13 protein-coding genes are annotated in these 13,576 nt (G+C 69.2%); 8 read left to right on the top strand and 5 right to left on the bottom strand.

Features of this window, described 5'->3' with window-relative positions; translation table 11 throughout:
* Positions 1-6 precede the first annotated feature (6 nt).
* Together AB0M14_RS00275 and AB0M14_RS00270 are read left to right on the top strand one after the other, a co-directional pair.
* On the top strand, positions 7-1,320 hold the full coding sequence (locus tag AB0M14_RS00275) for a dihydrolipoamide acetyltransferase family protein (protein WP_364986360.1): 1,314 nt from the start codon (positions 7-9) through the stop codon (positions 1,318-1,320).
* A gap of 153 nt (positions 1,321-1,473) precedes the next feature.
* Positions 1,474-2,841, top strand: coding sequence for a nucleobase:cation symporter-2 family protein (locus tag AB0M14_RS00270; protein ID WP_364986355.1), 1,368 nt, complete (start codon positions 1,474-1,476; stop codon positions 2,839-2,841).
* Here AB0M14_RS00270 and AB0M14_RS00265 read toward each other — a convergent pair.
* On the bottom strand, positions 2,832-4,061 hold the full coding sequence (locus AB0M14_RS00265) for a benzoate/H(+) symporter BenE family transporter (RefSeq protein WP_364986352.1): 1,230 nt from the start codon (positions 4,059-4,061) through the stop codon (positions 2,832-2,834). The genes AB0M14_RS00270 and AB0M14_RS00265 overlap by 10 nt on opposite strands.
* Positions 4,062-4,254: 193 nt before the next feature.
* Here AB0M14_RS00265 and AB0M14_RS00260 point away from each other — a divergent pair, with 193 nt between their 5' ends.
* Positions 4,255-5,076, top strand: coding sequence for a sulfurtransferase (locus AB0M14_RS00260; protein ID WP_364986349.1), 822 nt, complete (start codon positions 4,255-4,257; stop codon positions 5,074-5,076).
* 7 nt (positions 5,077-5,083) lie between these two features.
* On the opposite strand, the gene AB0M14_RS00255 is transcribed toward AB0M14_RS00260, so the two are convergent.
* Positions 5,084-5,755 (bottom strand): HNH endonuclease family protein, encoded by a 672-nt coding sequence (locus AB0M14_RS00255; protein ID WP_364991156.1) that lies wholly within the window; start codon positions 5,753-5,755, stop codon positions 5,084-5,086.
* 96 nt (positions 5,756-5,851) lie between these two features.
* Complete coding sequence (locus AB0M14_RS00250; RefSeq protein WP_364986346.1) at positions 5,852-6,214, bottom strand: hypothetical protein; 363 nt, start codon at positions 6,212-6,214, stop codon at positions 5,852-5,854.
* A gap of 168 nt (positions 6,215-6,382) precedes the next feature.
* Between AB0M14_RS00250 and AB0M14_RS00245 the strand changes: the two genes are divergently transcribed.
* Together AB0M14_RS00245 and AB0M14_RS00240 are read left to right on the top strand one after the other, a co-directional pair.
* Positions 6,383-9,190, top strand: coding sequence for a DEAD/DEAH box helicase (locus AB0M14_RS00245; RefSeq protein ID WP_364986343.1), 2,808 nt, complete (start codon positions 6,383-6,385; stop codon positions 9,188-9,190).
* Positions 9,187-9,954 (top strand): SWIM zinc finger family protein, encoded by a 768-nt coding sequence (locus tag AB0M14_RS00240; RefSeq protein ID WP_364986339.1) that lies wholly within the window; start codon positions 9,187-9,189, stop codon positions 9,952-9,954. The genes AB0M14_RS00245 and AB0M14_RS00240 overlap by 4 nt, the downstream gene beginning before the upstream one ends.
* 260 nt (positions 9,955-10,214) lie before the next feature.
* Here the strand turns inward: AB0M14_RS00240 and AB0M14_RS00235 are convergent, their stop codons facing one another.
* A complete protein-coding gene (locus AB0M14_RS00235; RefSeq protein ID WP_364986336.1) occupies positions 10,215-10,709 on the bottom strand; it encodes a hypothetical protein in 495 nt (164 codons plus the stop codon).
* 61 nt (positions 10,710-10,770) lie between these two features.
* On the opposite strand from AB0M14_RS00235, the gene AB0M14_RS00230 reads away from it, so the two are divergent.
* From AB0M14_RS00230 to AB0M14_RS00220, 3 genes are read left to right on the top strand one after another with little or no spacing between them, the layout of a single operon-like run.
* Positions 10,771-11,298 carry a TetR/AcrR family transcriptional regulator gene (locus AB0M14_RS00230; protein WP_364986333.1) on the top strand — a complete coding sequence of 176 codons (528 nt, stop codon included), beginning with the start codon at positions 10,771-10,773 and terminating at the stop codon, positions 11,296-11,298.
* Positions 11,295-12,080 carry a helical backbone metal receptor gene (locus tag AB0M14_RS00225; RefSeq protein WP_364986331.1) on the top strand — a complete coding sequence of 262 codons (786 nt, stop codon included), beginning with the start codon at positions 11,295-11,297 and terminating at the stop codon, positions 12,078-12,080. The genes AB0M14_RS00230 and AB0M14_RS00225 overlap by 4 nt, the downstream gene beginning before the upstream one ends.
* A 47-nt stretch (positions 12,081-12,127) precedes the next feature.
* Positions 12,128-12,490 (top strand): hypothetical protein, encoded by a 363-nt coding sequence (locus AB0M14_RS00220; RefSeq protein WP_364986327.1) that lies wholly within the window; start codon positions 12,128-12,130, stop codon positions 12,488-12,490.
* Here the strand turns inward: AB0M14_RS00220 and AB0M14_RS00215 are convergent.
* Positions 12,487-13,554, bottom strand: a complete 1,068-nt coding sequence (locus AB0M14_RS00215) for an amidohydrolase family protein (protein WP_364986324.1) — start codon at positions 13,552-13,554, stop codon at positions 12,487-12,489. The two genes, AB0M14_RS00220 and AB0M14_RS00215, sit on opposite strands and share 4 nt — an antisense overlap.
* Between the last annotated feature and the right edge of the window lie 22 nt (positions 13,555-13,576).

The raw sequence follows: 13,576 nt of genomic DNA, 5'->3' as shown, positions 1-13,576 counted from the left end.
TCCTCTGTGCCCGACGACAACGTCCTGGAATTCCGGCTACCTGACCTCGGTGAAGGCCTCACCGACGCGGAATTACAGTCCTGGGCGGTGGCGGTCGGCGACACCGTCGAGCTGAACCAGACCATCGCCGAGGTGGAGACCGCCAAGGCGGTGGTGGCGCTGCCGTCCCCGTTCGCCGGCGTGGTCGTCGAACTGCTGGCCGAGCCGGGGGACACCGTCGAGGTCGGCGCGCCGCTGATCCGGGTGCGCAGTGACCAGGCGCAGCCCGCGGCGAGCGGCGAGAACGGGCGCACCTCGGTGCTGGTCGGGTACGGGCCGGAGGGTGAGCCGGTGTCGCGCCGGCGCAGGCGCGCCCCGGGGCCGCCTGCTGAGCCGGACTCGCTGAGCGCGCGCGCCGCGGCCACTCCCGCCGCCCGCAAGCTCGCCAAGGAACTAGGCATCGACCTCTGGTATCTGGCCGGTTCCGGTCCTGAGGGTGCGGTCACTGTCGAGGACGTGCGCAGCGCCGTGCCGGTCACGCAACCGCGAAAGTCTGCCGCGCACACCGGAGATGGCGAAGCTCAGGGCGCTGATTCCCGATCGGGCGGGCGGCAGCACGGCGGCCTCATCCGGCCGCCGGACCGCGAGGAGCGCACCCCGATCAGCGGCGTGCGCAAACGGACCGCCGCCGCCATGGTGGCCAGCGCCCGGACCATTCCGCAGGCCAGCACCTTCGTCACCGTCGACTGCACCGCGTCGATGGAACTGCTCGATCACCTGCGCACCACCAAGGCCTTCACCGGCCTGACGCTGACCCCGCTCACGCTGGTCGCCAAGGCTGTCCTGGTGGCGATCACCGATTTCCCCGCGATCAACGCCGCCTGGGACGAGGCCAACCAGCACATCATCACCAAGCACTACGTGAACCTGGGCATCGCCGTCGCCACCGACCGCGGGCTGCTGGTCCCCAACCTCAAGGACGCCGATTCGGCCAGCCTGCGGGACCTCGCCAAGGAACTCGGCTGGATCGCCGAAACGGCCCGTTCCGGCAACGCCACGCCTGTCGACCTTCGCGGCGGCACCTTCACCATCACCAATGTCGGTGTCTTCGGCGTGGACGTCGGGGTCCCGCTGGTCAACCCCGGCGAAGCCGCGATCCTCTGCCTCGGCTCGATCGCCAAGCGCCCGTGGGTCTTCCGCGACGAACTGGCTATCCGCTGGGTGACCACCCTCGGCCTGAGCTTCGACCACCGCATGGTCGACGGCGAACTCGGCGCACGCTTCCTGGCCACCGTCGCGAGCTTGCTGGAAGACCCGCTGACGCTCCTGAGCCGCAGCTAGACCTCGAGGTTTGGACTACTTGCACACCCAGTACAGCTGGGTGTGCAAGTAGTACTTCACAGTGTGCGCCTTCGGGCTGAGATATACCGGTGATGTCACCTACGGGAAACATGATGTGCCCTGCGCGTAATGCGTGGCGGATACCTCTTGTACATGGCAGTAGCAGCACATCCCGTGGATACCCGGTTGCCGTTCGGCCGGCAGTTGGCGTTCGGTATCCAGCACGTCCTGATCATGTACACCGGCTGCATCACGGTGCCGCTGGTATTCGGCGCGGCCGCGGGGCTGGACCGGGCGACAGTGGGTCTGCTGATCAGTGCGGACCTGCTGGTGGCCGGCATCATCACCGTCATCCAGAGTCTGGGGGTGGGCAGGCTCGCGGGCGCGCGACTGCCGATCATCTGCGGGGCGACCTTCGTCGGGTTGAATCCGATGATCCTGATCGCCAAGGAATACGGGCTGGCGGCGGTCTACGGCTCGATGCTGGTGGGCGGTGTCGTCGGCCTCGCGCTGGCGTATCCGTTCGCGAAGGTGGTGCGGTTCTTTCCGCCGCTGGTCACCGGGACCGTGCTCACCGTTGTCGGAGTCTCGCTGATCGGGGTGGCCGGCGGGCTGATCATCGGCACGAACCCGAAGGCGCCGACCTTCGCCTCGCCGTCGCATATCGGCCTGGCCGCCGTGGTAGTGCTGATCGCGGTCGGGTTCATCTGCGTCGGACGCGGCGTGTGGTCGCAGCTCGGGGTGCTGATCGCGCTGGTGGCCGGGATTCTCCTCGCCATTCCGATGGGTCTGGTCAGCGCCGACGGGATCGGCGAGACCGCGTGGCTGGGGCTGCCGCAGCCGTTCCATTTCGGGTCCCCGGAGTTCCCGGTGACCGCGGTCGTGGCGATGAGCATCGTGATGGCGGTGGTGTTCGCGGAGTCCACGGCCAGCATGCTCGCGCTGAGCGAGATCACCGGAAAGCCGATCAGCAACGGCGATTTGGCGCGCGGTCTGGTCGGGGACGGCCTGTCCGGTGTGCTCGGCGGCCTCTTCACCGCCTTCGTCGACACCATCTTCAACCAGAATGTCGGTTCGGTCGCCGCCACCCGCGTCTTCAGTCGCTACGTCACCGCGGTCAGCGGCGTGATCCTGATCGTGCTCGGCGTGGTGCCGCGCATCGGCGCGGTGGTGGCCGCCGTGCCGAAGCCGGTGGTCGGCGGCGTCGGCCTGGTGCTCTTCGCGACCGTCACCGTGGTCGGCGTCCAAACACTGCTCCGCGCGGACCTTTCCGACCGCATCAACGCCACCATTGTGGCCGCGGCCGTCGGCGTCGGCCTACTTCCGGAGATGGCGGGGGAGATGTTCACCAAATTCCCCTCCTCCGCCCAAATTCTGCTGACCAGCGGCGTAACCCTGGGCGCCGGCACTGCTTTCGCGCTCAACCTCGTGTTCAACCACACCAGACTCGGCGCGCTCGCCCGCGGCGAAACCCCGGCCGAACCGGTGTCTTCCGCAGCGCCCGCCCCGGCTCAGGGCTGACCACGGCGCGATCCGCGCGGCTTCAGCACCTGACGCACAACAAGTCCGGCGAGCAGAGCCCAGAAGGCGGCGCCGACGTTGAGGAAACCGACTCCCGAAGCCGCGATCAGAAAGGTGACGATCGCGGCTTCGCGGTGTTGCTCGGACCGCAGCGCTCCCGCGAGGGCGGCCGCCAGCGTGCCCAGCAGCGCGAGCCCCGCGACGGTTTCCAAGGTCCCCTCGGGCGCCGCCGCGACCACGGCGACCAGGGCCGCCGAGCCCAGGGCGAGGAACAGATAGGCCGAGCCCGCCGTCACACCGGCGACCCACCGCCGCCGGGGATCCGGATGCGCCGTAGGCGCGGCGGACAGCGCGGCGCTGATCGCCGCGAGATTGATCGCGTGCCCGCCCGCCGGCGCACCGAGCATGGTGCCGATCCCGGTCACCGTCATGGCCGACCGCCACGGCACCTGATAGTCGAACGACTTCATCACCGCCATGCCCGGAATGTTCTGCGACGCCATGGTGACGATGTACAGCGGAATCGCCACACCCACCAGCGCCTGCCAATTCCAGTGCGGCATCGTGAATTCCACCGTCGGCACCAGCGCGGACACCTCCAGCCGCCGATCCCCGACCAGAATGCTGACGCCCGCGCCGACCGCCGCGGTGACGAACGCCGCGAGCACCGCCCACCGCTTCGCATACCGCTGCAGCACCAACCAGACCAGAATCACCGGCACCACGACCGCCGGACTCACCCGAATAGATTGCACCGGCGCCAAACAGATCGGCAGCAGCACTCCGGCCAGCATCGCCTGCGCGATCTCCACCGGAATCGCGGCCACCAATTCCCCGAGCCGCTGCCACCACCCGGTAACCACGATCAACACCCCGGTCACCACGAACGCCCCCACCGCCGCCGCCCAACCACCCGCCACCGCCCCGGTACTCGCGAGCAGCGCCGCCCCCGGCGTCGACCAGGCCAGCGTGATCGGCATCCGATACCGCCAACTCAGCAGCACCATCCCGACCGCCTGCGTCACACACACCGCGAGCAACCCCGACGCCGCCTGCGCACTACTGGCCCCCACCGCCGTCAACCCGGCCAGCACCACCGCGAACGCACTGGTAAACCCCACCAGCGCGGTAACCACCCCGGCCCCCACCGGCTGCCCCCACCCACCCTCAACCGACTCGCCGGCATCGGATGTGGCGGCCGCAGCGGAAACCTTCGACATTGTCCGGATTCTCCCGGGCCCCGCCGCCCCTGTCCCCGGCCAATCCCTGGAAACTGGCCTGGATCCGGGCGGACGTGCCGGTTACGGCCGAGCGATAGGCGGATCCGGCGCGATCGCCCGGGACTATGCGGTGGGGCCGTAGCATCGGGTCGTAGCAGTTGCGGTATCGCGGACTTCGACACGAGGAGCTGGGTTGGTCGCCGTACTGATTTCGCCGGTGGAGCTTCGAGAAAACTTGGCGGACAAGCGGATTCGGATATTGGATGTGCGCTGGGCGCTGGGTGACCCGGATGGTCCGCAGCACTATCTGGACGGCCATATTCCGGGGGCGGTCTTCGTCGACCTGGAAACCGAACTGGCCGCGCCCGCTTCGCCGGCCCGTGGGCGGCATCCGTTGCCCGAGCTGGCGCAGTTGGAGAAGTGCGCGCGCAGCTGGGGCATTCGCAACGGTGACGCGGTGGTCGTCTACGACGCGACCGGCGGTATGGCGGCGGCCCGCGCTTGGTGGCTGCTGCGCTGGGCGGGTGTCGCCGACGTGCGCATTCTCGACGGCGGGTTGCCCGCGTGGGAGCAATCGGGCGGTGCGCTCGCCACCGGTACCGAACCCGACCCGGAACCCGGCGACGTCGGCTTGAGTCCCGGCCACATGCCGGTCGTCGACGCCGACTCGGTCGCGAGCTGGGACGGTCTGCTGCTCGACGCGCGTGCGGGCGAGCGCTACCGCGGCGAGGTGGAACCGGTCGACCCGCGCGCCGGGCACGTTCCCGGCGCGGTGAGCGCCCCGACCGCCGAAAACCTCGACGGCGAGGGACGTTTCCGCACCGGAGATCAGTTGCTCGCGCGTTTCACCAGTCTCGGAACGGGTCCGGTCGCGGTCTACTGCGGCTCCGGTGTCACCGCCGCGCACCAGATCGCGGCGCTCGCGGCCGCGGGCATCGACGCGGCGCTGTATCCGGGCTCCTGGTCCCAGTGGTCCAACGACCCCAAGCGCCCCGTCGCCGTCGGCGCCGAGTAGCCGGGAATCATGGGCAGCCGCGGGCGATCTCGGCCAGCGCCGCGTTGTCGGCGGCCGTGATCGGCAGGTCGTACTGCACCGCGACCGTCAAATACTTGCCCGCGTAGAAGCAATGATTGGCCCGGGCCGGCGGCAGCCATTCCGACGGAGTGCTGTCGCCCTTGGCCTGATTGGTACCCGCGTCGGTCGCCAGCAGGTTGACCTCGACGTCGTTGGCGAAACTCACCCGCCGCTCCGGCGGCCACATCGAGGCCCCCATATCCCAGGCGGCGGCCAGCGCGTAGACATGGTCGATCTGGATATCGCGCGCGGCTTCCTTGCGGAAGGCGATTCGCCGCCCCGTGTAGGGATCGTCAAGGGCGCCTGACACTACGACGCACTCCCGCGTGCCCGCCCGGAATTCCACCTCCGCGAGCTGCTTCGCCAGCACGTTGTTGCGCGTGTCGCAGCCGTCGTGCCCGCCGGGTCCGTCGTAGTCGTCGGTCCAGGATTCACCGAAAACGCAGGCCTGCCCCGATTTACAGCCTCGCTCATAGCCGCCGGGGTGCGGCCGTTCGGCGATCACCCGCACCGAGGCGAGCAACCGCTCGACCTGCACCCGGGTGGGACTGCCGGGCGCGGGCGCCACCGAGCCACCGTCGAGCCCGGCGCAGCCCGCCGAGGCGAGCAGCAGCGCCATCACCAGCCACCCTCGAATGCCCGCGCGCACCGGCCCAGTTGTACTCGTCCGCACCGACATTCCAGGAGGCCCAGCTGTCCGACCCGGTCGGACCGACTACAGCCAGGCTCGGGTCAGCAGCTCGTCTTCGGCTACCTCGACCGTCCGCGGCGGGAATCGGGTGGCTTCGATGGTGTGGTGCCGGGAGCCGTCGTGCCCGATCACCCACGAGCCGCCGTGTTCCTGGCATTCGGCGATCTTCGCGAATGTCGTGAGCAGGAACGTGATGGCGTCGCCGGGCGTCGGCGTACGGGCCAGACGCTGGGATTCACCGGGACGGGACAGATCCAGCCAGACGCCGGACTGCCCGTCCAGGCGCATGCCGACGATCTTCCCGGCATCGACAAAGGTGAATTTGCGCCGCTCCCACGGAGTCGTCGGCGTGAAGCTCTGCTCGAGAACTTGGAGCAGAATCGTCATGCTGCTGCCCTGCCTTTCTGAGGCTGGGATGATTACCGCGAGTTTGCGGTTCTGATGCTATGACCAGCGGATATTCAATTATGGGCTGCCGGGACCGAGAAATCCAGGGCCCCGGAAATTCGCCGACGCGGCCCGCGCGCTGTCGGTGCCACCTGATTGGATGGGCGGATGCTGCACGGGCTCTGGTCGCCGGGTTCCGGGTTGCTGCTGTGGACCGACGCGGCGGCGCCCGGGAAATTGCCGGATCCCCTGGGCCGCGTGCTGCGCTCGACGAAGTGGCGCCATCGCGCGGAGGTGCTCCTCGCCGGTGAGCGGACGAAGGTGCAGGCCCACGCGCTGGCCCCGGCCGCGGCGGTGTCCGCGCTTCGGCAGCGCCTGCCCGCCGCCGAGGTTTCCGGAGATCTGCGTTTCCTCGCCCACGTCGCCGCCGGGATCGAGCGCTGGGCTCGCGCGGGGCGCGTGGTGCCGGAACTGCGCCGCGAGGACGGCCAGTGGTGGGTGCGCTGGCGCCTGATCGGCGGGGCCCGGCAGCGCGCCTGGCTCGCCGAATTGGCGGTCGCCATGCCCGCCGCACTCCGGGTCGCGGGCCGTCCCGCGGCCGTGCTCGACGACCTCGTCGGCGAACTCACCGACCCGATCGTCAGCGAACTGATCGATGCGCCCGCCCCCACCCACCCGCTGCTGGCCGCCCTGGTCGGCGACACCGATCTGGAAACCGGCAGCCATCAACTCGCGGAGCTGCTGGAGCGGTGGCGCGCCAGCCTCACCGTCGACGAACCCGAACTGGTGCTGCGCCTGCTCGAACCCGACGGCGACGAGGACGAGGAACTGACGCTGTGGCGGCTCGAGGTCTGCCTGCGCACCGAAGGCGAAGCGCCGGTCCCGGTTCCGCTGCACGGCGCCGACCCGAGCCTGCTGCACACCGCCGCCGAGAAGCTGACCGAGGCGCGGCGCGCGTACCCGCGGCTGCGCGATCTGCCCACCGACAGCCACACCATGGACCTGCTGCTCCCCACCGCGGTCGTGGCCGACCTGGTGGAACACGGTGCGTACGCGCTGCGGGCGGCGGGCATCAAATTGCTGCTGCCGCGCGCCTGGAACATCACCGAACCGTCGCTGCGCCTGGAGGTCTCGAGCGCGGTCCCGGCCGCCGAGAGCACCGTCGGCATGCGTGGCTTGGTGTCCTACCGCTGGGAATTGGCGCTCGGCGACACCATTCTCACCAAGGCCGAGATGGAACGGCTCATTCGCTCGAAATCGGATCTGGTGCAACTGCGCGGCGAGTGGGTGCAGGCCGACCACAAGGTGCTCGCGGCCGCGGCCCGCTACGTCGCCCTGCACACCGACACCACCCCGATCACCCTGGCCGACATGCTCGGCGAACTGGCCGGCGGTCGCGTCGCCCAGGTCCCGGTCGCCGCGGTCACCGCCACCGGCTGGGCCGCGGAAATCCTGGACCGCCAACACGATCCGGAACCGATCGCCGCCCCGGCCGCGCTGAACGCGCGGCTGCGCCCGTATCAGGAACGCGGTCTGGCCTGGCTGGCCACCATGAACCGGATGGGCTGCGGCGCGGTGCTCGCCGACGACATGGGCCTCGGCAAGACCATTCAGGTGCTCGCCTTGCTGCTGCACGAACGCGAAGCGCACGCCGCCTCGAATCCCGATGCGGAACAGGCTGTTCCGGGCCCCACCTTGCTGGTGTGCCCGATGTCGGTCGTCGGCAACTGGCAGCGTGAGGCGGAGAAGTTCGCCCCGGACCTGCGGGTGCTGGTGCATCACGGCGTCGGCCGTCGCACGGCGGCCGAGCTGGATGCCGCTGTCGCCGAAGCGGATCTGGTGCTCACCACCTACGCGCTGCTGGCCCGGGACGTCGAGGAATTTCGCCGCCAGCCCTGGGAACGCGTCGTGCTGGACGAGGCCCAGCACATCAAGAACGCGAACACCCGCCAGGCCCGCGCGGCCCGGGCCCTGCCGGCCCGGCATCGCCTGGCGCTCACCGGAACTCCGGTCGAGAACCGCCTGGAAGAGCTGCGTTCCATCCTGGATTTCGCGCAGCCGAAACTGCTGGGCACCCCGCAGACGTTCCGGGCCCGCTTCGCGGTCCCGATCGAACGCGAACGCGACCAGAACGCCATCTCCCGCCTGCGTTTCCTGACGCAGCCGTTCGTGCTGCGCCGGGTCAAAACCGATCCGGCCGTAATCTCCGACCTGCCGGAGAAACTGGAGATCACGGTGCGCGCCAACCTCACCGTGGAGCAGGCGGCCCTGTATCAGGCCGTCGTGGACGACATGCTGGAGAAGATCAAGGGCGCGAAAGGAATGGCGCGCAAGGGCGCCGTGCTCGGCGCGCTGACCCGGCTCAAGCAGGTCTGCAACCATCCCGCGCACTTCCTGGGCGACGGTTCCGGCGTGCTGCTGCGCGGCAATCACCGGTCCGGCAAGCTCGCCCTGGTCGAAGACGTGCTGGAGTCGGTGCTCGCGGACGGCGAGAAGGCGTTGCTGTTCACCCAGTTCCGCGAGTTCGGTGAGATCATCGCGCCGTACCTGGTCGAGCGGTTCGGCGCCGAGATCCCGTTCCTGCACGGCGGCGTGCCCAAGAAGCGGCGTGACACCATGGTCGAGCGATTCCAGTCCGGGGACGGCCCGCCGCTGATGCTGCTCTCGCTCAAGGCCGGCGGCACCGGCCTGAACCTCACCGCCGCCAATCATGTTGTGCACCTTGATCGCTGGTGGAATCCAGCGGTGGAGAACCAGGCCACCGACCGGGCCTTCCGGATCGGGCAGCAGCGCAACGTGCAGGTGCGCAAGCTGGTCTGCGTCGACACCATCGAGGAGCGGATCGACGAAATGATCAACGGCAAAAAGCATCTCGCCGAGCTGGCGGTGGGCGCGGGGGAGAACTGGATCACCGAGATGAGCACCGACGAACTGCGTGAGCTGTTCACCCTGGGCGCGGAGGCGGTCGGCGAATGAGCTCGTTCGAGGATTACAGCAAGTACGGCAAGCGTCTCCCGGTGCGGGGCGGCGTCGAAGCCCGCAGTCGCCGTGGCGGTTTCGGCCGCACCTGGTGGGGCAAGGCGCTGATCGAGTCGGTGGAGGCGATGGCCGAACCCGGCCGGCTGGCCCGGGGCCGCACCTATGCCCGCTCCGGCCAGGTGGTGAGCTACCGCATCGCGCCGGGCGCGGTGACCGCGGAAGTCCAAGGCAGCCAACCGCGTCCGTTCACCGCGGTGTTCACCGTCCGCGCGCTGCGCGACGAGGAACTGGAGATGCTGATCGACACCATCCGCACCGCGCCGGGCATGCTCGCCGACATCGCGGGCGGCGCGCTACCCGCCGGCCTGGGCCCGATGCTGCTCCCGACCACCGCCGCCGACCTGGATTTCGAGTGCACCTGCCCGGATCCGGGCTGGCCGTGCAAGCACGTCGCCGCGGTCTGCTACCTGCTGGCCGAACGCCTGGATGAGCGCCCACGCGAGATCCTGACCCTGCGCGGCCTGGATCTGGACACCTTGATCGCCGGTATCGAACGCGATCCGCAACCGGTCGAGTCCGCCGACCCCTACGGTGACGACGCGGTGCCGCCGGAGCTGCCGAAACTCGAATTCCGTTCCGCTCTGGATGATCTCGATCCCACTCTGCTGCGCCGCGCACTGCGGGTGAGCAGCGAGGACGAACCGGCCGCCGCGGCGGGCCTGCGGGAACTGCGCGACCTCTACGCCCGGCTGGATCGCTGACCCGGCCATCCCCGGGACGCCAGGCCCGCGCATCCGGTGTCTGCGGATCCCGATGCGGGCAGTTGGACCTGGCGTCCGTGGGATGGCGGATGCGCTCACTGGGGCAAGTGATTGCTCGCCAGGCACCCGGCGGCGAGGCCGACTACGCTTCCCGGGCTTTGTCTGCTGGATCCCTGCCCGGTGCGATATGGGCCGGGACTTCCCGCCGCCGGGTGCCATGTCTCAGTGTGCTCCGTGGGCCCCGCCGGGGAACTGCCCGTTTACTGTCCATTCGCTGCCCTTGCGCCGTCCTTGCCGCTCGGCCCCGCGCTCAGCACGGCAGCGAAACATGCCATGGCCAGGCCGGATACCGCTATCGGCGCTTCCGGGAAGTACAGGCACGCGATCCAGAAGGTGCCCGCGGCGGTGGCGGTGCACACCACATTGAACAGTGACCAGCGCTCGAGCAACTCCGGGGCACGCCGGGCGGCGACCAGGGCGAGCACGCCGAAAAGCATGGCGCACAGGCCCATTCCGACGCTGTATCCGGTGTTGAGGTCGAACACGGTGACTTGCCGTCCGCCTTCGAACATCGGTGACGCGGTGTTTCTGGACAGCTCGTTGACGACCTCTTCGCCGGCCGGGTCCGGGCCGTTGACCGCGTGCACGACCAACAGGTGCGCCAACCCGATGAACACGAGCAGGCCCGCGCCCAGGGCGTGAACGGGTCCGGCCCAGGCGATAGCGCGGCGGGGAGTGGATGTCATCGCGGTCATCGCGACCTCCGGAGATCGGGTTCGCAGAACAGAACAAAATTTATGTTATAGGCTGGCGGGTGTGGCAGGCAAGACCTCATGGCTGAGCTCCGGGCTCGAGATCCTCGGCACCGCGGGTGCGCACGGCCTCACCATCGACAAGCTGGTGGCTTCGGCCGGGCTGAGTACCGGGTCCTTCTATCACCACTTCGCGAGCATGTCCGGCTACCGCAAGGCGCTGCTCGCGCACTTCGAAGAGCTGCAGACGCTGAGCTACATCCGCGAGGTGCAAGCCGCGACCGACCTCGACGCGCGCGCCCGGTTACAGCTGCTGCTGGAGCTGGTGGTCGCCGACCCGACACCCGCGCGCCTGGAAGTCGCGATCCGGGCCTGGGCGCTGGACGACCCGGTCGCGGCCGCCGCCAAGGAGCGGGTGGACGCCGTCCGGCTGGGTTTTCTCCGGGAGCTGTTGCGGGAGTGCGGTTATACCGGCTCCGACGCCGAGCAGACTGCGCAGATCCTGTACCTGCTGGTGCTCGGCGCGGGCCACCTCATGCCGGAACTGCCGCCCGAGCGACTGCGGGTGCTCTGCGAGCGGATTCTGGGATGAATTCCCGGCAGGCGCGCTGGGCGCCGGACGATCTGGGCGGCGCGGTCCCGCTGACCCGGCCGGTGCGGCGGGTGGTCTCGCTGGTGCCCTCGCTCACCGAGTCGGTGGCGCTGACCTGCCCGGAAATCCTGGTCGGTGCGACCGAATGGTGTACGCACCCAGCCGATCTCGAGGTCGAACGAGTCCGCGGCACCAAGAACCCGAACACCCGCCGGATCGTCGAACTCGCACCCGACGTGGTGCTGTGCAACCAGGAAGAGAACCGCCGCATCGATGTCGACCGCCTGCGTGCCGCGGGGATTCCGGTGTGGGTCACCAAGATCCGATCCGTCGACGAGTCGATCACCGCGCTCACTCGGATGTTCACCGTCGCGCTGGGGATCGATCGCCCGGGCTGGTTATGTGAAGCCGAAAAGGTCTGGGCCGCACCGCCGCCCGCGGTCGTCCGGAACGCCGTGATCCCGATCTGGCGCAACCCGTGGATGGTCGTGGGCCGGGACACCTTCACCGCCGATCTGGCCACCCGGCTCGGATTGCGTCTGGTGCACGCCACCGGCCCCGATCGGTATCCGCGCGTCAGCGCGGACGAGCTCACCCGCGGATTCGACCTCGCGGTGCTGCCCGACGAGCCCTACGTGTTCACCGAAACCGACGGCCCCGACGCCTTTCCCGGCCTCCCGGTCGCTCTCGTTCAAGGCCGCGACCTCACCTGGTACGGCCCGTCGCTGATCACGGCCCGCGCCACCCTCACCGCGCAACTCGCCGCCGCCGTGATCCGCTGACCTGCCATTCGTCCCCGTACGCGCCGATCCGCGCGCACACTGGAACCATGCTCCGGCACCGTCCCGGACGTCTCGCCACCCTCTGGCACCGGGTGTTCGAGTACGCCGCGCCCTGGCTCGCGATCCTGCTGTTCGGCACGTTCCTGGGGGTGTTGTTCGCCTTCCTGCTCGTGCCCGGACCGAGTATAGGCGCGCGTGTGCTGGCGCTGCTCTGCGCCGGCCATCAGATCCTGCTGTGGGGCGTCTATTTCAGTGTCGTGGAGCTGGCCGACGATCAGGCCGCGTGGGGCACCGAGACGGTGCCGCACAAACGGCTGTGGACCGAGATCGTGCTGGCCACCGTCTTCTGGTCCAACTTGGTCCTGATCAGCGGCGTGCTCTGGCTACTGGTGACCTCGCTGGTCGCCTAGACCGCAAGCCGGTACACCCGCTGCGCGGTGCTCCGGAAGACCTGCTCGAGTTCGGCTGGCCCGCCGCCGCGCCCGGTCACCGCCTCGGCGATGGTCCGCACGCTGTTGTCGATGCTGGCAATCGGCTTGTCCACCGGATAGTTCGAGCCCCACAGCATGCGCTCGGTGCCGAAGACCTCCAGCGCGTGCTCCACCAGCGGCCCGACCCGGTCGAGCAGTTCGGGAACCGGTGTGGAGGTGCCACGCGGCGGCACCGGATGACCCAGGATCGGCATCATCGCGCCGCTGCACTTGGCGACCACGTTGGCGTTGCCGGCCAGCTCAGCGAAATCGTCGCGCCAGCGCAGGAACAGCTCACGGCGCTTGCTCGGGTTGCTTCCGGTGTGTTTGCCGACCGGACCGAAAATCCCCGCGGGCGTGGCGAAATGGTCGAGGATGATCGTCACTTCGGGATAGCGCTTGGCCAGCGCCGTGACGTCGGGCAGCGCGTGCGAGTACAGCCAGGCGTCGAAGGAGAGCCCGCGCTCGGCCAGATGCGCGAAACCGTCCAGGAAAGCCGGTGCGGTGAGGGCGCTCTCGGCCTTGGTGAAGGACCGGACGCCGGGGTCGGGATGGTGCCCGACCATGGTGCGGATCCCCCGGAACAGCGGCGAGGCCGCCTGATGCGCGTCGAGCAGTTCGGAGAAATGCGGGCTCGCGGGGTCGGCGCTACCGATGATGCCGCACAGCGGGAGTCCCTCGGTCGGCAGATTCGCCACCCATTCGGTTTCCTCGGCCTTGCCCAGCGGTCCCTTCGCCGTCCACTCGACTTCCATGTGCATGAAATTGTCGATCGGCGTCTCCGCCACGTCGGCTCGATAATCCGGCGGCAGATACTTGTTCAGGTACGCGGTCAGATCGCCGGCGAAGTCCGTGTCCCGCTTCGGCGCGATCCGCTTCGCCGTGTCGACCGAAATCGGCAGGTACCGGAAGAGTTTCGCGGAGGCGCCGAAATCTCGCGGTGTCGCGAAGGGATCCCACTGATGTACGTGCGAGTCGATGATCCGGAGGTCTGCGAGATCCATGTCTGATTTTCACACAGCCCCG

Source organism: Nocardia sp. NPDC051832 (assembly GCF_040681285.1).
Lineage (GTDB): Bacteria > Actinomycetota > Actinomycetes > Mycobacteriales > Mycobacteriaceae > Nocardia.
This window is presented reverse-complemented; position numbering and strand designations above follow the sequence as displayed.

What these genes read in the sequence shown, in the direction of transcription:
- AB0M14_RS00255 (WP_364991156.1), bottom strand. Translation starts at nt 5,755, where the DNA reads ATGGCGCTGCTGCTCGCCTCGGCGGGCTGCGCCGGGCTCGACGGTGGC.
- AB0M14_RS00220 (WP_364986327.1), top strand. Translation starts at nt 12,128, where the DNA reads ATGCTCCGGCACCGTCCCGGACGTCTCGCCACCCTCTGGCACCGGGTG.
- AB0M14_RS00250 (WP_364986346.1), bottom strand. Translation starts at nt 6,214, where the DNA reads ATGACGATTCTGCTCCAAGTTCTCGAGCAGAGCTTCACGCCGACGACT.
- AB0M14_RS00215 (WP_364986324.1), bottom strand. Translation starts at nt 13,554, where the DNA reads ATGGATCTCGCAGACCTCCGGATCATCGACTCGCACGTACATCAGTGG.
- AB0M14_RS00225 (WP_364986331.1), top strand. Translation starts at nt 11,295, where the DNA reads ATGAATTCCCGGCAGGCGCGCTGGGCGCCGGACGATCTGGGCGGCGCG.
- AB0M14_RS00245 (WP_364986343.1), top strand. Translation starts at nt 6,383, where the DNA reads ATGCTGCACGGGCTCTGGTCGCCGGGTTCCGGGTTGCTGCTGTGGACC.
- AB0M14_RS00265 (WP_364986352.1), bottom strand. Translation starts at nt 4,061, where the DNA reads ATGTCGAAGGTTTCCGCTGCGGCCGCCACATCCGATGCCGGCGAGTCG.
- AB0M14_RS00235 (WP_364986336.1), bottom strand. Translation starts at nt 10,709, where the DNA reads ATGACCGCGATGACATCCACTCCCCGCCGCGCTATCGCCTGGGCCGGA.
- AB0M14_RS00240 (WP_364986339.1), top strand. Translation starts at nt 9,187, where the DNA reads ATGAGCTCGTTCGAGGATTACAGCAAGTACGGCAAGCGTCTCCCGGTG.
- AB0M14_RS00270 (WP_364986355.1), top strand. Translation starts at nt 1,474, where the DNA reads ATGGCAGTAGCAGCACATCCCGTGGATACCCGGTTGCCGTTCGGCCGG.